The following is a 19,000-nucleotide window of genomic DNA, read 5'->3' as shown; positions in this document are numbered from 1 at the left end:
CGTGCCCGGGGTGCCGGGGTCAGGCGGCGCTGCTGCCGTCCTGCTCCATGCGGCGGCGCAGGCTCAGCGGGCGCATGTCGGTCCAGACCTCCTCGATCCGGGCCAGGCACTCGGCCCGGCCCGCGCGGGTGCCCTCCGGGTGCCAGCCGGCCGGCAGCTCCCGGTCGGCCTCCCAGATCGAGTACTGCTCCTCGTCGTTGTGGACCACGAGGTAGGTACGGTCGTCGCTCTGCACGTCGGTCATCTCAAGAACTCCTGTCGGAATGGGTGCTGGTCACGGAAACGGTCAGGCCGGGACGGGGACGGTGGCGGGGACGGAGAGGAAGTCGTCGACGGCCACGCCCAGTCCCTGGCGCGTCCCCTCCTCCTGCACGAAGCGGGCGACGGCGAGGTCGAGGATGCCGAGCCCGAACGGGGAGAAGACGACGGGGCGCCCCGGGTCGCGCTGGAAGGACGAGGTTCCGGCGGCCAGGGTGCCGATGGACGCGTCGACGAAGTCGCGGTTCCCGGTGAGCTTCTGGGCGAGGTCCAGCGAGGTGCGCTCGCGGCAGACGTGGTCCGCGTCGTCCACCACGTTCTGGCTGGCCAGGATCGTCTCCGGGTGGATGTCGCGCAGTGAGACGTGCAGCACCGTGGCGTCGTCGCGGAAGGCGTCCGCCGCGAGGTGGGGCGCTGCGGCCGTGGTCGCGAGGGAGACCAGCGCGTGTGCGGCCAGGGCGGACGGCAGGTCGTCGGCGACGGTCACCGACACGCCGGGGATGGCCTCCATGGCCCGCCGGGCGAAGCCGGCGGCACGCGCCGGGTCCTGGTCGTAGACCAGCGCCTCGGTGAGGAAGGGCAGCCGGGCCTTGAGGAAGCGCAGGATCTCGGTGTTGATGACGCCGCAGCCGACGAGGGTGACACCCGTGGTGTCGGCGCCCGCATCGGGCAGCAGCAGTCCGGCGCCGAGGGCCGCGCTGGCCGCAGTCCGCTTGGCGGAGATCAGCGAGGCCTCGACCAGCGCCTCGGGGCGGCCGTTCGCAAGGGAGTTGAGCACGACCACGGCGCTGGCCCGGTCCACCCCGGCGGCGATGTTGCCGGGGAAGGAGGCGATCCACTTCATGCCCGCCGTCGGCTTCTCGCCGCCCAGGTACGCGGGCAGTCCGATGATGCGGTCGGCCGGCGCGTCGGGGAATCGCAGAAAGGTCGAGTGCGGCAGTGAGGACTTTCCCTCGTCGTGCAGCCGGTAGGTCGCCGAGATCAGCTCGATGATATCGGTCTCGCGGCCCCGGAGAATATCCTGGACCTCGTGGTGTCGAATGATCAGCACGGCTGCATCAGCTTTCTCTCCGAATCCTTCCACAGATGGGCGACGTCGCCGAAGTTCTGGCGCACCCAGTGGTCGGAGTAAATGGTGTCGAGGTAGCGGTCGCCACCGTCCGGGAATATCAGGACGCAGTTGGAACCGGCCGGAATGGACGGGGCGAGCTTCTCCAGGGCGGAGACGGTCGCGCCGGAGGAGCCGCCGGCCAGGACGGCCTCGCGCCGGGTCAGCCGGCGGCAGCCGACCACGCAGTCCAGGTCGGTGACGTGAACCACCCGGTCCGGGGTCCGGGTGTCCAGCAGCGGCGGGCGCACCGAGGCGCCGTGCCCGGGGATCAGCCGGAAGGCCGGCGGCTCGGGGACTGACCCGTCCGGATCGGCCTGCGGGGCGAACAGCACGCTGCCGACCGCGTCCACCGCGATGACCTTGGTGCTCATCCCCTGCTCGCGGATGTACTCCCCGCAGCCGCGAAGGGTGCCGGTGGTGCTGGCGGCGCAGAAGAGGTAGTCGACCTTCCCGTCGAGCGCCTCGGCGATCTCCCGCATGGTCTGCCGGTGCGCCAGCGGGTTGAGCGGGTTGGCGTACTGGTTGGGCCAGTAGGCGTGCGGGATGCGGTCCACCAGCTGCCGCACCCGGGCGAGCCGCATCGGCAGGTACTCGCCGGTCACCGGGTCGGGGTCGGTGACCACCTCGACCTCGGCCTGGAGTGCCTTGAGGATGGCCAGGTTCTGCTCGGTGGTCTTGGCGTCCACGACGCAGACGAAGCGGATACCGAAGTAGCCGCAGAGCTGCGCGATTCCGATGGCCAGGTTCCCCGAGCTGGACTCGACCACGACGGAGCGGCCGGGCCGCAGCTCACCGGACTCGATCTTGCCCAGCAGCATGCTGATCGCGGAGCGATCCTTGATGCTGCCGCCGGGGTTGAATCGCTCCAGTTTCGCGAAGACCTGGCCCTGAAATTCAGGGACAATATGTTCCAGTTCGACCAGCGGTGTGTTTCCTATGGCCGCAATGATTCCTTTGAGACGCTGCCCTGCCACGATGTACCCTTCGCGTCATTGGATCGCTCTGGCGAATCTCATACTGAGCCGCCCGGCTATGAGGGCCCTATACCGTCCCGGCACCGAGGGCCAGCAGCCGGGCCAGGGCGTCCTGGTCCACCAGGGAAATACTCTCGACCGTCGCCCCGGGGTTCTCGGCGGCCTTTTCCAGCAGCGTGCCGAAATGTCCGGCGAAGCGTTCCACGGTGTCCGCGTCGAACAGGTCCGCGTCATAACTGAAGGCGGCGTTCAGCGCGCCCTCGCTCTGCTCGATCCGGACCATCAGGTCGAGCTGCCCCTCCTGCTGCGGGGTCGCCATACGGGAGATCCGCAGCCCCGCGTACTCGACCGCCGGGCCCTCCGTCGCGGTGCCGCCGACCGGGCCCAGGACCGGCTCCTGCCGGTCCGTGGTGATCATGGTGAGCGCGATCCGGAACAGCGGCGCATGCCGGCCGCCCCGGTCGGCGCCGAGCAGCGCGCAGGGATAGCCCGCGTACGCCATGCCGCCGATCAGCTGGCGCTGCGCCGCCGTCACCACGTCGGCGACCGTGTCGGCCGAGCCGATCGCGGACCGGACCGGCACCGGGTTGACGAAGTAGCCGACGGTGTCCCGGGTCCGCTGCCCCACCCTGGTCGACATCGGGCAGCCGATCAGCCCGTCGCCCTGCCCGGTCCACCGGTACAGTGCGGCCTGGAAGACGCCGAGCAGGAAGGCGAAGGGCGTGCTGTCGAGCGCGCCCGCCGTGGCCGTCAGCCGCCGCGCCGTACCGTCCGGGATCTCCAGGTCCCGGGTTCCACCGCGGAATCCGGGCGTCGCCGGACGCGGCCGGTCGGTCGGCAGCTCGGCCGGCCCCGCCCCGTCCCGTACCTGCTGCCAGTACCGCTCGGCGCGGGCGCCCCGGGGAGACGCCAGCAGCAGCCGCTCCTCAGCCACCTGGTCGTCGTACGGGTACGGCGCCGGGGGCTGGGCCCAGCGGCCCGCATCGGCGAACTCCCGGTGCGCGTCCAGGATCTCCCGCAGCATCAGATGCTGGGAGGCGTAGTCGCTGACGATGTGGTCGGCGGAGACGACCAGCACCGCGTCCTCCTCGGAGCGGCGCAGCAGCACCACCAGGAACGGCGGCTCCTCGGCCAGGCGGAACGGGCGGGCGGCGTACTCCCGTACCAGCGCCGCCAGTTCGGCGTCACCGGCACCCGGGACCTCGCGGACCAGCAGCGCCCCACCCGCCCCCGCGCACGCACCGCGGCAGGGCTCGCTGCGGTAGGGCTCGCCGTCGGCCTCGCCGAAGCGCGACCGCAGCAGCGGGTGCCGGCTGGACACCGCCTCGACGGCGGCGCCGAGCGCCTCGACCCGCAGCGGACCGCGGATCCGGACCGGCAGCACGATGGTGTACGCGGCGCTGCCGGGCGCCAGCCGATGCGCCAGCCACAGGGCCTGTTGGCCGGCCGACAGCGGCCGTCTCGGCCCCTCCTCGTCCATGGACATGCTGATGTTCCCCACGCCGCGCTCCCCCATGCCTGCTCTCCCCCATGCCTGTCGCATGCCTGTCGCATGCCTGTTCCATGCCTGCTGCTTCCGGCGGTTCGCGCCGGCCGGGCCGCAACGCAAAGGGCCGGACGGCTGGACCGCCCGACCGGTCGAACACCGGTCGAGCGAGCCCACCATCCGGCCCCTCGCTATATCCCCGCTATACCGTCGCTACCTGCCCGCGCCCGCCCCGCAGCCGAGGTGACCTGGGCCGATACCGACCGGCCTGCGGCCTACTGCAGCAGTTCCTCGACCTCAGGGACGGCCGTCCCGACCGCGCCTCCCGAGGCCACCAGCGTCGGCGCCGGCTCGACCACCGGCCGCGACGGCCACCAGAAGCTGCGGCCCACGTCGATCGACAGGGCCGGCACCAGCACCGAGCGGACCAGGAAGGTGTCGATCAGCACACCCAGGGCCACGGTCAGGCCGATCTCGATGAAGGCCACCTGCGGGTCGCTGGTGAGCGCGGCGAAGGTCGCCGCCAGGACCGCGCCCGCGCTGGTGATCACACCACCGGTGGAGGTCAGTCCGGCCAGGACGCCGCCCCGGTGGCCGCGCTCCTTGACCTCCTCGCGGATCCGGTGGATCAGGAAGATGTTGTAGTCGACGCCCAGCGCCACCAGGAAGAGGAAGCCGATCAGCATCACCTGGACGTCCACCGCCGGGAAGTGCAGCACCCGGAGGAAGAACTGCCAGCTGAGGCCCAGCGCCGCGAAGTAGGAGAGCACCACGGTCGCCATCAGCAGCACCGGGGCCACCAGCGCCCGCAGCAGCAGGATGAGGACCAGGAACACCACCCCGAGCACCAGCGGGATCGCCACCTTGCGGTCGTGCGCCTGGGCCGCGGTCTTGTCCTGGGTCGCCGCGGTGGGGCCGCCGACCAGCGCGTCCGCCCCGGGCACCGCATGGGCGGCGGTCCGCATCAGGTTGACGGTGGTGTAGGCCGCCGCGCTGTCCGGGCTGTCCTTCAGCACCACCTGGATCTCCGCCAGCGTCCCGTCGGTGGACGGCACGGCCGCGGCCACCTCGGCCACTCCGGGGACGTTGCGCAGCGCCGTGGACACGGCGGACGCGGCACCGGCGGAACTGACCACCACGGCCGGCCGGCTCTGCCCGGCCGGGTAGTGCGCGGCCACCAGCTGCTGGCCGACGATGGATCCGGGGGTGCCGACGATCTGGTGGTTGTCGTCGAGACCGGTCTTGAGACCCAGCGCGCCCACCGCCATCACGGCGAGCAGCAGTGTGGACCCGATCCAGGTCAGCCGCGGACGGCGGGCGATCCGCCCGCCCATCCGGTCCCAGAGCCGGTGGCCGCCGTTGCGCACGGCGACCCCGGCCCGCGGGATGTTCGGCCAGAAGACCCAGCGGCCGAGGATCACCAGGATGGCCGGGAAGAGCGTGGCCATCACCGCGAAGCCGCAGACGATGGCGATCGCACCGGCCGGGCCGAGCGTGTAGTTGAAGCCCATCTGGGCGGTGAGCAGGCAGAGCAGGCCGGCGCTGACGGTGAGGGCGGAGGCGGCGACCGCCGGGACCGCGCGGCGCAGTGCGGTCCGCATCGCGACGTGCCGGTCCTCGTGGACCCGCAGTTCCTCCCGGTAGCGGGCCAGCAGCAGCATGGCGTAGTCGGTGCTGACCCCGAAGAGCAGCACGGTCACCACGATCACGTTGCCGCTGTCGACGGTGAGCCCGAAGCCCTTCGCCAGCAGGTAGGAGACCGCCTCGGTGGTGACGTAGGCGAAGCCGACGCCGACCAGCGGCAGCAGCCACAGGAAGGCGCTGCGGTAGGTGAAGAGCAGCAGCCCGGCGACCACCAGGACGGTGATCAGCGTCAGCGCGTGGCCGGTGGACGCCCTGGCGTCGGCGGCGTCGAGGGAGTCGCCCGCCGGACCGGTGAGCTGGGCCTGCAGCCCGGACGGGAGGCCTGCGTCGGCCCGGTCCCTGACCTTCTGCGCGTTGGTGGCCAGCTTGGCCGTGTCGTTGTCGAGCGGCACCATCACGGTCAGTGCCTTGCCGTCGGCCGAGGCCTGGGCCGGCGCCACCGGGCTCAGCGCGAGCGCGTCGTACGCGGTGATGTCGGCCGCGACCTTGTCCCGGTCGGTGACGGTGATGCCGCTGTCGTGGACGTAGACGACGACACCGACGGCGGTCTTCCCGTCGGCGAAGCGATCAGCCAGCGCGGAGACCTGGGTGGACTCCGCCCCGCGCGGAAGTTCGACGGTCACGTCGTTCTTCTCGACGCTGCCGACCTTGCCGGCCAGCGGCACCGCCGCGACCATGACGATCAGCCAGCCGACCAGCATCAGCCACTTGCCGATCTTCCCGCCCGGCGATCCGATGATCCGGCCGGCCCGGTTGCTCGTTCCTGACATGACGACTCCTCTTCCTGGTCTCTCGGACTCTCTGCGGCCCTCACGGGCTCTCGACGGTGCTGCGCTCATGCGGCGGGCAGGCCGGCCAGGGCTGCTTCCGCGTCATGGCGCTGAATCCACGTGGTGTCCTCGACGAGCGCGGACAGTTCCCTGCCGGACCGCTCGGCGCTGTCGTTCCGGCCGCTCGCCAGCCGCTGCGATCCGCTGTCCCTGGTGCCGAGCTGAACCCGGGCGCTGTGCTCCCGGCGGGCGCGTTCGTACCGCCGCAGGGCCGCGGCGGGCTGCCCGGCCGACTCGGCGAGGCAGCGGGCGAGGACGACCGCGTCCTCGATGGCCTGGCTGGCGCCCTGCCCGTGGTAGGGCAGCATGGGATGCGCGGCGTCGCCGAGCAGCGTGGTGCGGGCGGTGCTCCAGCGCGGCAGCGGCTCCCGGTCACGCAGCGACCAGTGGCCCACCTCCTCGGCCAGGCCGATGATCTGACGGACGATCGGATCCCAGTCCTGGAAGGCCTCGGCGAGTACGCCGACGTCGGACGACCGGCTCCAGGACTCCTCCGCCGCCCCGCCGTCGGGGACGACGGCCACGAAGGACAGCAGCTGCCCCCCGCTCACCGGTGCGGCCAGGAACCGTGCCTGCGGCCCGGTCCAGACGAACATCGTGTCGGCCGGCAGAGCCGGCAGGCCGTCGGCCCCGGTCAGCCGCTCCACCGGGACCAGTCCGCGCACCGCACTGCTGCCGGTCAGCACCGGCAGGTCCGGTCCGGCGACGGCCCGGCGGACCAGGGAGTGCACCCCGTCCGCCCCGATCAGCACATCGGCCCGGGCGACCGAGCCGTCGGCGAAGTGCAGGTCCACCCCGTCGGCGTCCTCGGCGAAGCCGACACAGCGCCGTCCCAGCCGCAGCGACTCGGACGGCACCTGCTCCAGCAGCGCCGTGTGCAGGTCGGCACGGTGCACGGTGTAGTGGGAGCCGCCGAACTCCGCCTCCCACACATCGCCCATCGGCTGGCGCGCCAGGACCTTCCCGGCGTTCCAGAGCCGTACTTCCAGCGCCTCGGGGCGGACCGCGACCTTGCGCAGCCGCTCCATCAGCCCGAAACGCTCCAGCAGCCGGCTGCCGTTGGGGGCCAGGTGCAGTCCCGCACCCACCTCCCGCAGTTGCCCGGCCTGTTCGTAGACGTCGACCCGCAGTCCCGCCCGGGTCAGGGCCATCGCCGTGGCGAGGCCGCCGATCCCGGCGCCGACCACTGCGGCCCGCAGGGTTCTCTGCGCCATGGTGTCTTCCCTTCTCCGGTTCATTCCTGTGCGGTCAGCGGGTGCCGGCGGTCGCGGCGGCCAGTTGCGTTCCGAGGTGGGCGACGATGGCGTCCACGGTGCGGTGGTCCCAGACCAGGGACGGCTCCAGGAGCACCCCGAAGCGGTCCTCCAGTTCGCCGCAGAGCGCGATCGCGTGGATCGAGTCGATCCCCAGCCCGATCAGCGAGGCGTCCGGAGCTATCCGCTCCGGCTCGGTGCCGAGGCAGTCGGCGATGCGTGCAGTGAGCCACTCCCGGGCCGCCGCGGCGTCCAGCGAGCGGCTCATCGCACACCCGCCAGGGTGCGGTAGCGGCGGCGGACGTCGGCGCCCAGCTCCTCGTGCAACGGGGTGAGCTCGTCCTTCATGAACAGCTCGCGCATCAGGCTGCGCTGGAGCTTCCCGCTGGTGGTCCGGCGGACCTGTCCGGGGCGGACCAGGACGACGTTGGACACCCGCACGCCCAGGCTGCGGCCGAGCTCGTCCCGGACCAGCTGGGCCAGGCCGCTCAGCTCCTCCTCGTCGAGCGCGGTGCCGCGGACCTCCTGGACCACCACGATCTCGTCGTCCTGACCGGGCACGGCGAAGACGCTGGTCAGCCGGCCCTCGAAGCGCGGGTCCAGGGCGCGGGCCTCGCGCTCGATGTCGTGCGGGTAGAGGTTGCGGCCGCGGATGATCAGCATCTCCTTGATCCGGCCGGTGATGTGGAGTTCGCCGTCGAACAGGGCGCCCAGGTCGCCGGTGCGAAGGAAGCCCCGGTCGCCGTCGGTGATGTCGGCGCGGAACAGCGTCTCGGTGAGCTCGGGCCGCTGCCAGTAACCCCCGGTGACGCTGTCACCGCGGACCCAGATCTCGCCGATCCGGCCCTCGGGCAGCTCGACCCCGGTGTCCGGGGCGACGATCCGCACGTCCAGGCTGCCGACCCGCCCGCAGCCCACCAGGGTGACCGACTCGCCGTCAGCCGCCGCCGGCACCAGGACGTTGCGCTCCAGGGCCGCACTGTCGACCCGGCGCAGCACCGGCGCGACGCCGACCGCCGTGCCGGAGACGCCGAGCGTGGTCTCCGCCATCCCGTACGCGGGGGCGAAGGTCTCGTTGCGGAAGCCGGAGGGGGCGAAGCGTTTGGTGAAGCGGTCCAGTGTGGCCGCGTCGATCGGCTCGGCGCCGTTGACCGCGCAGACCCAGCGGGACAGGTCGAGGCTGTCGACCTGCTCGTCGGTGAGCCGCCGCACGCAGAGGTCGTAGGCGAAGTTGGGGGCGCAGCTGACCTGGACGTCGTACCGGTCGATCAGCTCCAGCCACAGGTAGGGGCGCTTGAGGAACGAGGTGGCGGTCATCAGGACCGTGGTGGTGCCCAGGTAGAGCGGCACCAGCACGGTGATGATCAGGCCCATGTCGTGGAACATCGGCACCCAGCCGCAGAAGCGCATCTCGGGCGTCCAGCCGAAGATCTCGCACAGCAGGGTGATGTTGTGTTCGAGGTTGGCATGGGTGACCACGACGCCGCGGGGGTCGCTGGTGGAGCCCGAGGTGTACTGGAGGAAGGCCAGCTGCTCCGGCCCGATGCCGGGGTCGGTCCACTCCTCGGGCGGCGCCAGCTCGTCGATGTCGGTGACCGCGCACTCCAGCGGGGGTGTGCCGGGCAGTTCGAGCCAGGCCGCGACCTCCAGGTAGGTGCCGCTGTCGGTCAGCGCGACGGCCGCCCCGCAGTCGGCGGCGATGCCGGCGGTGCGCGCGGCCTGGTGGGCGTGGCCGCCGGGCACCGGGACCACCACCGGCGCGACTCCCGCGTACAGGCAGGCGGCGAAGGAGGTCACCAGGTCCAGGCCCTGCGGGTGCAGCAGCAGCACACGGTCGCCGGGCGAGGTGCGGCGCTGCAGCCAGGCCGCCGTGGACCGCGCGGTGCGGTCCAGCTCCGCGTAGTTCAGCTGGACCGGGGTCGGCTCCTGCGACTCGCCGCGCATGAACAGGGCGGCGACGCGGTCGGGGTTCTCCGAGGCGTGCCGCCGCAGCCTGCCGACAAGCCCTTCGAATTCCGGGGAACTGGATGACATGGCCCTGCCTTTCCCTGCGAGTGAGGTGTGCGCTCAACCGGGCCAGCGTCGCTGTGCGGGCTATATCGGCCCTATACCGGGCCGTTGTGCAGGAAGGCTCAGGCATTGGAGGCTCAAACGTTGGGGGCTCAGGCGTTGAGGGCTCAGGCGTTGAGGTAGGCGAGGACCGCGAGCACCCGGCGGTTGTCGTCGTCCGACTGGGCCAGGCCGAGCTTGGCGAAGACGTTCGAGGTGTGCTTGATGACCACCCGCTCCGACACCGACAAGCGCTGGGCGATCGCCGCGTTGGACCGGCCCTCGGCCACCAGCGACAGCACCTCGCGCTCCCTCGGCGTCAGCCGCGCCAGCGGCGCGTCCCGTACCGTGCCGGCCAGCAGCTTGGAGATCACGTCCGGGTCCATCGCGCTGCCCCCGGCCGCCACCCGGCGGAGCGAGTCGATGAACTGGCGGCTGTCGAAGACCCGGTCCTTGAGCAGGTAGCCGACCGCGCCCGCGCCGTCGGCCAGCAACTCCCGCGCGTAGAGCTGCTCGACGTGCTGGGAGAGCACCACCACCGGCAGTCCGGGCAGGACCCGGCGGGCCTCGACCGCGGCCCGCAGTCCCTCGTCGGTGAACGTCGGCGGCAGCCGTACATCCACCAGGGCCAGGTCCGGGCGGTGCTCCAGCAGCGCCTCCAGCAGCGCCGGACCGGACTCGACCGCTGCGGCGACCTCGATGCGGTGCGCCTGCAGCAGTCGGACCAGGCCCTCCCTCAGCAGGAAGAGGTCTTCGGCGAGAACAACACGCACGGCATCTCCATCGTCACCATCGTCGGACCGCCCACGGGGCTCTGTACGGCCAGGATCCCGTCGAACGCCCCGAGCCGGCGCTCGATCCCGCGCAGTCCGCTGCCCGCCAGGGCGTCGGCGCCGCCGGGACCGTCGTCGGTCACGCTGATCCGCAGCGCCTCCTCATCGTGCCGGATGTCGATCCACACCCGGGCCGAGTCGGCGTGCTTGGCCACATTGGTCAGCAGTTCGGTGACGGCGAAGTACGCGGCGGACTCCACCGGAGCGGACAGCCGGCCCGGCAGGTCCACCACCACCTCCACCGCCAGCGGCGTGTCCAGCGCCAACGCCCGTACCGCGTCGCCCAGTCCGCGGTCGGAGAGCACCGGCGGATGGATGCCGCGCACCAGGTCGCGCAGCTCGCCCAGCGCCCTGGAGGACAACTCCCGGGACTCCGCCAGCAGACCGCGCACGGCCTCCGGATCGGTGTCCAGCAGTTCCTCCGCCGCGCCCAGGTTCATGCCCATGGCCACCAGCCGGGCCTGGGCCCCGTCGTGCAGATCGCGCTCGATCCGCCGCAGTTCGGCGGCCTGACCGTCCATCACCTCACTCCTGGTCTCACTCAGGTGCTGGACCCGCTGCGAGAGTGCGAACCCGGGCGGCGGCGCCAGCAGCCTCCGGGTGAACCGGCCGTGGGCGGCGAGCAGCCTCGGGGCCGACCAGAGCCCGAGGGCGATCGACGCCAGACCGAGCGGGATCATCAGCCAGGCCTGTACCCCGGCCTGGCCATGGACGTGGATCAGCCCGGCGTACCAGTCGTGGTAGCCCGCCCCGGTGAGCCGGTTCCAGAAGAACGGGAACGCCAGCCCCTCGACGCCGTAGAGGACCAGTGCGGTGGGCAGCAGCGCCAGGACGCCGCCGACCACCGGGTCGACCAGGGTCCACAGCATGTCCCTCCAGGTGGCCGGGTCGTGCAGGAGCCACCGGAAGCGGCGCATCCGGCCGATGAACCCGGTCATCCCCTCCGGCTCGGCCCGGTACGGCACGGCGATCCGCACCCCGGACCAGGCCAGTGCCAGCCGCCGGGACCGGTTCGCCATCCGCCGCACGGCGGCCACCACGATCGGCAGCAGCAGCGCCCCGGCGCCCGAGACCAGCGCCGCGAGCGAGGCCACCATCAGGACGAACAGCGCGAGTTGGGGCACCTTCTGGCCGAACAGGGCCAGGCCGCGCGCCAGCGGCAGCCACAGCCGACGCGAGCCCTGGTCCGACGTCTCCGCAGTGGTGTTGCGCACGACAGCCTCCTCGATTCCCGCGTTGTCCCGGTGACCCCGCTGCAGCAAGTCTGGCCGCCGGGGGTGTCGTGCACATTGGGATTACCCCCCGGCCGGAAGGTGCACCTACGTCACCCCCCGGTCCGGGCCCGGCTCCTGCCCGACTCAGTCCCCGGGGGTGGTCGGCACGGCCTCGATCAGCGAGGAGCGCGCGCCCTGGCTGACCCGTTCGACGGTCGTCGTACGTCATGGGGAGCCAGTCCGCGAGCAGTTGCGCCCCGCCGTCCGCGTCGGCGTCCGAAGCGCCCCCTGAACCACCGCCCGAACCGCCGGGGCGGACCGCGCGGGCGGCCGCCAGCCTCAGTTCGTTCCGCAGTTGCCCGTCCACGTGGTTGCGCCCCACCGCGCGGTAGTGGGCCAGCACGTCCGCGTACGGAAAGGTCCGCGCCGAGGAGCCCGGCCATTCCGCGACCAGACGCCGGGCCGTCTCCGGGCGGCGGTCGCCCGGCAGTGCGCCGGCAGCGGCCAGGCTCACACCGCCGACTCCGGTATGTATGGGCCAGTCGACAGGCATGGGCGAGTTCGTCGATCCCATGGATTACCCCAATCCCCTGAATTCGGACAGGGCCCGGAACTGTTTCCCAGTCGGGTCCCAGGGGAGCAGGATTCTCGTATCGGCTATATTTCTTCGATATCAGGATCTTAACTTCCGAACCCCTCGGAATTCGATTACGCTGCCGCCAGGGGGGCCGACAATGTCTATGGCAGTACACAGCAGCAGCGAACTCTGGTTCCGTCGGCAGGAGGGCGCGGCCGTGCCCGCCCTGCGCCTGGTGTGCTTCCCGCACGCCGGAGGGGCCGCGAGCATGTACCGGGGGTGGCGGCGTTACCTGCAGCCCGAGGTCGAGTTGCTGGCGGTCCGTTACCCGGGACGCCAGGACCGGCTGGCGGAGCCCGCCGTCGAGTCGATGGACGAGCTGGCCGGACGGGTCACCGCCGCACTGCGGCCATACCTCGACCGTCCGGTCGCGCTCTTCGGGCACAGCATGGGATCCGCGGTGGCCTACGAGGTAGCGGCCCGCCTGGAGAGCGAGTACGGGGTGCCCGCCGCCCTGCTCGCCGTCTCCGGCCGGCCCGCACCGCACCGGGCGGTGCCGTCCGCCCTCCACCACGGCGGCGACGCGTCGATCATCGACTCGCTGCGCCGCCTCGGCAGCACCCAGCTGCAGGTCTTCGACGACCCGGATCTCCGGGAACTCCTCATGCCCGCCCTGCGCGCCGACTACCGACTGCTGGAGACCTACCGCCCGTCGCAGCCGCCGCCGGTCCGGGCGCCGATCGTCGCCTGCGCCGGGATCAGCGATCCCCGGTGCGGTCTGGACGGCCTCCGCAGCTGGGCGGAACTCGGCACCGGAACGTTCTCCCACCGGCTCTTCCCCGGCGGCCATTTCTACACCGAGGACTGCGAGGCGGACCTCGTCGCCCATGTGTCGAAGCACCTGACGACCGCGCAGCGCGGGGCCTGATATCCAGCCACGCCGAATCCGCGCCAGCCGTCCCATGAATTCACCGAACGAATCCCGCGACAGAAAGCTGGCGCTGATCGAAGGCACCCTGCAGGAGGAGTTCCCGGCCGCCGACATCCCCGCCGCACTCGGCGACGCCTTCGCCGCCAGGACCGGCTTCGATCCCCGCGCCGAGACCGACGCCGCGTACCACTACTTCCGCATCCGCCCGCTCCGCCTCCAGGCCTGGCGCGAGGCCAACGAGCTCTCCGGCCGCACCCTCATGCGCAACGGCAGGTGGCAGTAGCTTTTCTGGGCCGAACGGGTGTGCGGGGGTCACTCGGTGGGGGTAATCGGCCCGCCGGGCATGCGTGCCGTCGGGGCGCTGCCGCTGTCCCCGGCGACATTGGCGCATGCCCGCACCCGGCGATCGCGCTCACGCCGCCCCGCCGGAATCCTCGGGCTTGCCGCTGGTGTCGCCGAGGGAACGGACCGCAATGCGCCGACGTGGAGTCGTGGTACTGCTCGCTGCCGCCCTCTCGCTCTCCCTCGGCAGCGCGTATGCCGGCAGCGCTGCGGAACCGAACGGCCAGGGGCTGCTCGTGCAGTGCGGCACCGTCCGCAGCGGGGATGCGCCGATCGGCTCCGCCGAGGTGACGCTGTACCGGGCCGGGGACCGTCCCGGTGCGCCCGCGACGGCACTGGCCGGCGCGCGGAGCGACGCGAACGGGGAGTTCCGTCTCTCCTACCGACCGCCCACCGACGCCGAAGCGGTGCTGTACCTGACCGCCGACCTCAGCCCGAGCGGGGAGGCGCCGGAACGGCGGAGCACGGCGGTCGTCAGGCTGGCCACCGTCCTCGGCACGCCGCGCGACCGGCCCGACGTCGTGATCAACGAGCGCACGACCGTCGCGGCGGCGTACGCGATGGCGCAGTTCACCCGCGCCGGTGCGATCTCCGGCAGCCGTCCCGGGCTGCAGAACGCCGCCGCGATCTCGCACAACCTGGCCGACAGCACCACCGGGGACATCGCCCCGCTGCTCGCGGCCCCGCCCAACGGCTCGCTCACCTCCACCCTGAGCACGGTCAACTCCCTCGCCGACATCCTCGCGGGCTGCGTCGAGGGGCAGACCTGCGGCACGCTGTTGCGGCTGGCGCAGCCGCCGGGCGAGGCGCGACCGCAGGACACCCTTCAGGCCTTCGCCGATATCGCCCGCACCCCCGGCAACCACGTGGACGGTCTCTTCGCGCTGGCGGCCGCCCGGCCCGTGTACCAACCCGCGCTGGCCGCCAGGCCCGACGCCTGGACACTCGCGCTGCGCTACGAGGGCAACGGCCACGAACTCGACGGCCCCGGCAACATCGCCTTCGACGCGGACGGGAACGCCTGGGTCACCAACAACTACGAGTACGCGGCCGATCCCCACACCTCGGTCTGCGGGAGCCGGAGCGTGCTGACGTTCACGCCGACCGGCGCGGACGCCCCCGGCGCGCCGTACAGCGGCGGCGGTCTGTACGGCGCGGGCTTCGGCATCACGCTGGACCCGAAGGGCCGGGTCTGGGTCGCCAACTTCGGGTTCCAGGGCTCCCAGTGCGGCCTCGACGCCAGCCGGTTCTTCCGCAGCGTCTCGGAGTTCACCGGCCAGGGAACCGCCCTCTCCCCCGCGGACGGATGGCGCTTCGGCCCCATCGTCCAGCCCCAGGGCACGGTCTCGGACAGGTCCGGGAACATCTGGATCGCCAGCTGCGGAAGCGGCAGCGTGGTCCGGATCCCGAACGGCCGTCCCGAACTGGCCCGGAGCATCGGGCTGAACGGCGCAGGACAGGCGGTCAGCCCCTTCGACATCGCCATCGACCCCGCCGGCCGGGCCTGGGTGACCGGCAACGGCAGCAACAGTGTGCTGCTGCTCTCCCGTGACGGCAGGCCGGTCCGCTCGGTCACCGGCGGAGGCATCAAGCGGCCGCTGGGGATCGCCTCCGACAGCCTGGGCAACCTGTGGGTCTCCAACAGCGGCGCGCTCGTCGTGCCCTGCGGCGGCGCGACGGTCGCCGGCCTGGCCGCGACGGCGCAGAGCGCCGGGCACATCCCCGGTACCTCGGTGACCATGGTCCGGCCCGACGGCACCGTCGCCGCGCAGCCGTTCACCAACAACGGTCTCGTGCTGCCGTGGGGGGTCGCCGTCGACGGCCACGACAACGTGTGGGTGGCGAACTTCGGCGGTCAACGCCTGGCCGAACTGTGCGGCGCACGGCTGTCGTCGTGCCCGCCCGGCTACCGGACCGGCCAGCCGATCTCGCCGGCCGCCAGCGGGTACACCAGCGACGGCCTGACCCGTAACACCGGCGTGCAGATCGACCCGTCCGGCAACGTCTGGCTGGCCAACAACTGGCTGACCGTCCCGGTGCAGACCAACCCCGGCGGACACCAGCTCGTCGTCTTCGTCGGCCTCGCCACCCCCGTCCACACCCCCCTCACCGGCCCCCCACAGCAGCCCTGACCGGCCCGATACACCGTCAGGACAGGACCCGGCGGCGGAAGTTGCGCAGGCCCAGCCAGAGGAAGAGTGCGCAGAACCCGACCAGCACCGGGTAGACGATGTACAGGCTCATGTGCGAGGCCTCGGTGAGCCCCGCGCGCATGCCTTCGGCGATGTAGATCAGCGGGTTGATCAGGACCAGCACCTGCAGCCAGTGGAACCCGCCGACGTGGACCGCCGACAGCCGGGTCCACTGGTAGTAGGTTCCCCCGAGGAAGACCAGCGGCAGCACGACGAAGCCGAACATCAGACCGATGTTGCGTGGCTCGAAGGTGGTGCCCAGAACCAGCCCCAGGGAGGTCATGGCGAGGCACGCCAGCGGGATCAGGGTCAGCACGATCCACCAGTGCACCGAGAGATGGGCCCGCACACCGGGTGCGTGGACCACCGCGGCGATCGGGAAGACGATGATCGCCGAGATCAGCGCCTGGGTCGCCCCCGAGAGCACCCGCGCGATCGCCACCAGCCAGATCGGGCAGGGCGCCTGCACCCGGTCCTCGATCTCCCGGGTGTAGCCGAACTCCTGCGAGAGCTGGATCGCCACCGACTGGATGCCCTGGAACATGATCGCGATGGCCACCACCCCGGGGACCAGGACCGTGGCGAAGTCGGACTCCCCCGCCGTGCCGCCGCCCCCGCCGACACCCTGGCCGATGGTGGGGAACACGTACAGGAAGACGAAGACCAGCAGCAGCGGCTGCATGATCGTCCGACCCACGAACTCGCCGAAGTTCTTCTTCAGGACCAGCAGGTCCCGCCGGATCAGCGCGGCGAGAGCGGTACGGCTGGCGGCCAGCACCGAGCGGGTCGGCCGCAGCGTGATCGAGCCGACCGCGGTCTCCGAGAGCACGGTCGCGGACGCGTCGGTGGACGCGTTGGCAGACGCAGACGTGGACATCAGTCACGCAACTCCTTTCCGGTGAGCCGGATGAACACCGTCTCCAGCGTGGTCCGGGAGACCGAGAGGTCGACCACGTCGAAGCCGCCGGCCTCCGCGGCGGCCACCACCCGTGGCAGCACCCGGTCGGTGCCCCGGAGGTGGAGTTCCACGAAGCCGTCCCCGATCCGGCTGCGGACGACCCCGTCGACGTCGCGGGCGAGCCGTTCCGCGAGCAGCGCGCTGTCGCCGACGGCCTGGACCGTGACGACGGTGTCGGCGTCGATGCTCTGCTTCAGCGCGGCCGGAGTGCCCATGGCGAGGATCCGGCCGTGGTCGATGATCGCGACCCGGTCGCAGAGCTGGTCGGCCTCCTCCATGTTGTGCGTGGTGAGCAGGATGGTCTGGCCGTCCTGTACCAGCTGGCCGAGGACCTCCCACAGCGCCAGCCGGCTCTGCGGGTCCAGGCCGCCGGTGGGCTCGTCCAGGAACAGCACGGCCGGCCGGTGGAAGATCGCCCTGGCCACCAGCAGGCGCTGGGCCATCCCGCCGGACAGCGTGAACACCGAGGCCTCGGCCCAGCGCGCGAGCTGGAACCGCTCCAGCAGCTCGTCGGCGATGCGCCGGGCCCGGCCGCTCGGGATGCCGAACAGCAGCCCGTGGAAGTACAGGTTCTCCCGGACGGTGAGCGAGCGGTCCAGGGTGTTCTGCTGCGACACCACCGCGATGATCTGCTTGACCAGGGTGGGACGGGCGATCACGTCGACTTCGCTGATCAGCGCCGTTCCCGAGGTGGGCACGACCCGGGTGGTGAGCATCCCGACCGTGGTGGTCTTCCCGGCCCCGTTGGGGCCGAGCAGTCCGAAGACCTCGCCGCGCCGCACGTCCAGGTCGATACCGTCCACGGCGTTGAAATCGGTCTTGGGATAGGACTTCGTCAGGCCGCGAACCTGAATGATGGTCTCCGTCGTCACCCTGGTTCACCTCGCCGAAGTCGGTGCGACCGCCCGGTCGGGTCCGGTCACGGGACCGGACTCCAGAATGCGCCCGTGCCCCGGACCGGACAAGCACAGGGCCGCGCGGTTCAGGCGCCGTGGTAGGCGCCCACGTCCTCGTCGGACTCCGGCTCGGGGCTGATCGCCGCCTGCCGCTTCCTGACGACCGAGGCCGCGCCCGCCGCGCCCAGGGCGAAGGCCAGCAGGACGGTGAGCGGGCGGTCGAGCCGGTGCCGGGTCAGATGGTCCAGCGAGTAGCGCCCCGGACCGGCCAGGCCGAGAGCGGCCGCGGTGAAGCCCAGGTACGCCGGGTACTCGTAGCCGCCGGACGTGGCGAAGAAGCCCGCCGGAGCGTGCACGGCCACGGCCCCCGCCATCGCCCCGGCCGCCGCCGCCCCGGCCACGGGGCTGGCCAGCCCCAGTGCGAGCAGCGCACCGCCGCCCGCCTCGCCGAGGCCGGCGGCGAGGGCGCTCGGCCGCCCCGGGGTGAAGCCCATGTGCTCCATCGCCCGGGCGGTGCCCTCGATCCCGCCGCCGCCGAACCAGCCGAAGAGCTTCTGTGTCCCGTGGGCGATCAGCACCCCGCCCGCGCCAAAGCGCAACGCCAGCAGTCCGAGGTCCTTGCGGTGGATGCAGGGCATGAGGTGGGCCTCTCTGGGGGGACGGCGGGGAACGGGCCTCACCGCCAGTCTGCGCGGAGACCCGGGCCCGCCACCGCCCCGGCTAGCCCATCCGGTTCTCAGCCCACCGCCGGCACCGCGACGGCCTCCCCCGCCAGTACGGCCTCCCCCGACCCGTCAGCCTGCCCCGACACGGCGGCCTCCCCCGACCCCGCGGCGGCTTCCGCCGTCAGCGGCGGCAGTTCCTTCGCCAGGCAGACGCTCAGCGGCTCGTCCTGGTAGATGCCGAACTTGGTGGTCGGCAGGTACCCCTCGGCGGCGTACAGCGCCAGTGCCTCCGGCTGCCTGGCCCCCGTCTCCAGCACCATCCGGCGGCGCCCCGCGCGCCGGGCGTCGGCCTCCAGGTAGCGCAGCATCCCGCGGGCGAGGCCCCGGCCCCGCGCGGCCGGGGCGGTGTACATCCGCTTCAGCTCGGCGTCCCCGTCCGCCAGGCCGGGCTCCCCCTGCTCCGCGTCGCGGGCCCGCCAGGCACCGGTCCCGACCGCGCTGCCGTCCGCGTCGTAGAGCACGGCGAACAGCCCGTGCGGCGGCTCGAACTCCGCCGGGTCCACCGGACTGGCGTCGCCGTCACCGCCGTAGCGCACGACGTACTCCTGCTGCACCTCGGCGATGAGGCGCTGGGCGTCGGGATGGGCGTAGCCCACGACTCGAATCTCCATCCGAAAACCCTACCCGGGCCCAGCGACAAACGTGGCCGGCAGTGCCCCGACCACCGCATCCCCGCCCTGGAGGACCACCTCGACCGCCCGGAACGCAGCCGAGGCCGCCCCGGTGA

General features: G+C 72.2%; 17 protein-coding genes. 3 read left to right on the top strand and 14 right to left on the bottom strand.

Annotated elements, in window-relative coordinates; translation table 11 throughout:
• Positions 1-19: 19 nt before the first annotated feature.
• From ABH925_RS06505 to ABH925_RS06460, 10 genes are all read right to left on the bottom strand, one after another.
• On the bottom strand, positions 20-244 hold the full coding sequence (locus ABH925_RS06505; protein ID WP_370146040.1) for an MbtH family protein: 225 nt from the start codon (positions 242-244) through the stop codon (positions 20-22).
• 42 nt (positions 245-286) lie between these two features.
• A complete protein-coding gene (gene sbnB / locus ABH925_RS06500; RefSeq protein ID WP_370146038.1) occupies positions 287-1,309 on the bottom strand; it encodes a 2,3-diaminopropionate biosynthesis protein SbnB in 1,023 nt (340 codons plus the stop codon).
• On the bottom strand, positions 1,303-2,343 hold the full coding sequence (sbnA, locus tag ABH925_RS06495; RefSeq protein ID WP_370146035.1) for a 2,3-diaminopropionate biosynthesis protein SbnA: 1,041 nt from the start codon (positions 2,341-2,343) through the stop codon (positions 1,303-1,305). Before sbnA ends, sbnB begins: the two co-directional genes overlap by 7 nt.
• Positions 2,344-2,410: 67 nt before the next feature.
• Positions 2,411-3,844: a condensation domain-containing protein gene (locus ABH925_RS06490; RefSeq protein ID WP_370146034.1), complete on the bottom strand. Its 1,434-nt coding sequence runs from the start codon at positions 3,842-3,844 to the stop codon at positions 2,411-2,413.
• Positions 3,845-4,104: 260 nt separating this feature from the next.
• A complete protein-coding gene (locus ABH925_RS06485) occupies positions 4,105-6,243 on the bottom strand; it encodes an MMPL family transporter (RefSeq protein ID WP_370146033.1) in 2,139 nt (712 codons plus the stop codon).
• Positions 6,244-6,308: 65 nt separating this feature from the next.
• Complete coding sequence (locus ABH925_RS06480; RefSeq protein ID WP_370146032.1) at positions 6,309-7,517, bottom strand: FAD-dependent monooxygenase; 1,209 nt, start codon at positions 7,515-7,517, stop codon at positions 6,309-6,311.
• A gap of 34 nt (positions 7,518-7,551) precedes the next feature.
• Entirely contained in the window at positions 7,552-7,824 is a 273-nt protein-coding gene (locus ABH925_RS06475) for an acyl carrier protein (RefSeq protein ID WP_370146031.1), read from the bottom strand.
• The gene (locus tag ABH925_RS06470; RefSeq protein WP_370146030.1) at positions 7,821-9,590 is read right to left on the bottom strand and encodes a fatty acyl-AMP ligase; all 1,770 of its coding nucleotides are present in this window, start codon (positions 9,588-9,590) and stop codon (positions 7,821-7,823) included. The genes ABH925_RS06475 and ABH925_RS06470 overlap by 4 nt, the downstream gene beginning before the upstream one ends.
• Positions 9,591-9,733: 143 nt before the next feature.
• Positions 9,734-10,378: a response regulator gene (locus ABH925_RS06465; protein WP_370146029.1), complete on the bottom strand. Its 645-nt coding sequence runs from the start codon at positions 10,376-10,378 to the stop codon at positions 9,734-9,736.
• Entirely contained in the window at positions 10,342-11,652 is a 1,311-nt protein-coding gene (locus tag ABH925_RS06460) for a sensor histidine kinase (RefSeq protein WP_370146027.1), read from the bottom strand. Before ABH925_RS06460 ends, ABH925_RS06465 begins: the two co-directional genes overlap by 37 nt.
• 734 nt (positions 11,653-12,386) lie before the next feature.
• Here ABH925_RS06460 and ABH925_RS06455 point away from each other — a divergent pair.
• From ABH925_RS06455 to ABH925_RS06445, 3 genes are all read left to right on the top strand, one after another.
• On the top strand, positions 12,387-13,157 hold the full coding sequence (locus tag ABH925_RS06455) for a thioesterase II family protein (protein ID WP_370146026.1): 771 nt from the start codon (positions 12,387-12,389) through the stop codon (positions 13,155-13,157).
• 34 nt (positions 13,158-13,191) lie between these two features.
• Positions 13,192-13,443, top strand: coding sequence for a hypothetical protein (locus ABH925_RS06450; RefSeq protein ID WP_370146024.1), 252 nt, complete (start codon positions 13,192-13,194; stop codon positions 13,441-13,443).
• A gap of 190 nt (positions 13,444-13,633) precedes the next feature.
• Complete coding sequence (locus tag ABH925_RS06445) at positions 13,634-15,634, top strand: hypothetical protein (protein ID WP_370146023.1); 2,001 nt, start codon at positions 13,634-13,636, stop codon at positions 15,632-15,634.
• Positions 15,635-15,650: 16 nt separating this feature from the next.
• Here ABH925_RS06445 and ABH925_RS06440 read toward each other — a convergent pair whose 3' ends face one another.
• The 4 genes from ABH925_RS06440 to ABH925_RS06425 form a co-directional block, all read right to left on the bottom strand.
• Positions 15,651-16,571 carry an ABC transporter permease gene (locus tag ABH925_RS06440; RefSeq protein ID WP_370146021.1) on the bottom strand — a complete coding sequence of 307 codons (921 nt, stop codon included), beginning with the start codon at positions 16,569-16,571 and terminating at the stop codon, positions 15,651-15,653.
• On the bottom strand, positions 16,571-17,524 hold the full coding sequence (locus tag ABH925_RS06435; RefSeq protein ID WP_370146019.1) for an ATP-binding cassette domain-containing protein: 954 nt from the start codon (positions 17,522-17,524) through the stop codon (positions 16,571-16,573). The genes ABH925_RS06440 and ABH925_RS06435 overlap by 1 nt, the downstream gene beginning before the upstream one ends.
• A 110-nt stretch (positions 17,525-17,634) precedes the next feature.
• Positions 17,635-18,186 carry a DoxX family protein gene (locus tag ABH925_RS06430; protein ID WP_370146017.1) on the bottom strand — a complete coding sequence of 184 codons (552 nt, stop codon included), beginning with the start codon at positions 18,184-18,186 and terminating at the stop codon, positions 17,635-17,637.
• 98 nt (positions 18,187-18,284) lie between these two features.
• Positions 18,285-18,884: a GNAT family N-acetyltransferase gene (locus tag ABH925_RS06425; protein WP_370146016.1), complete on the bottom strand. Its 600-nt coding sequence runs from the start codon at positions 18,882-18,884 to the stop codon at positions 18,285-18,287.
• Positions 18,885-19,000 lie beyond the last annotated feature (116 nt).

It is taken from the genome of Streptacidiphilus sp. EB129, assembly GCF_041262645.1.
Lineage (GTDB): Bacteria > Actinomycetota > Actinomycetes > Streptomycetales > Streptomycetaceae > Streptacidiphilus.
Note: the sequence above shows the minus strand (reverse complement) of the source record. Positions and strands in the feature narration are given on the sequence as shown.

Excerpts from the sequence above, each read along its gene's own strand:
- ABH925_RS06505 (WP_370146040.1), bottom strand. The coding sequence starts at position 244 with ATGACCGACGTGCAGAGCGACGACCGTACCTACCTCGTGGTCCACAAC.
- ABH925_RS06485 (WP_370146033.1), bottom strand. The coding sequence starts at position 6,243 with ATGTCAGGAACGAGCAACCGGGCCGGCCGGATCATCGGATCGCCGGGC.
- ABH925_RS06480 (WP_370146032.1), bottom strand. The coding sequence starts at position 7,517 with ATGGCGCAGAGAACCCTGCGGGCCGCAGTGGTCGGCGCCGGGATCGGC.
- ABH925_RS06475 (WP_370146031.1), bottom strand. The coding sequence starts at position 7,824 with ATGAGCCGCTCGCTGGACGCCGCGGCGGCCCGGGAGTGGCTCACTGCA.
- ABH925_RS06470 (WP_370146030.1), bottom strand. The coding sequence starts at position 9,590 with ATGTCATCCAGTTCCCCGGAATTCGAAGGGCTTGTCGGCAGGCTGCGG.
- ABH925_RS06455 (WP_370146026.1), top strand. The coding sequence starts at position 12,387 with ATGTCTATGGCAGTACACAGCAGCAGCGAACTCTGGTTCCGTCGGCAG.
- ABH925_RS06450 (WP_370146024.1), top strand. The coding sequence starts at position 13,192 with ATGAATTCACCGAACGAATCCCGCGACAGAAAGCTGGCGCTGATCGAA.
- ABH925_RS06445 (WP_370146023.1), top strand. The coding sequence starts at position 13,634 with ATGCGCCGACGTGGAGTCGTGGTACTGCTCGCTGCCGCCCTCTCGCTC.
- ABH925_RS06440 (WP_370146021.1), bottom strand. The coding sequence starts at position 16,571 with ATGTCCACGTCTGCGTCTGCCAACGCGTCCACCGACGCGTCCGCGACC.
- ABH925_RS06430 (WP_370146017.1), bottom strand. The coding sequence starts at position 18,186 with ATGCCCTGCATCCACCGCAAGGACCTCGGACTGCTGGCGTTGCGCTTT.
- ABH925_RS06425 (WP_370146016.1), bottom strand. The coding sequence starts at position 18,884 with ATGGAGATTCGAGTCGTGGGCTACGCCCATCCCGACGCCCAGCGCCTC.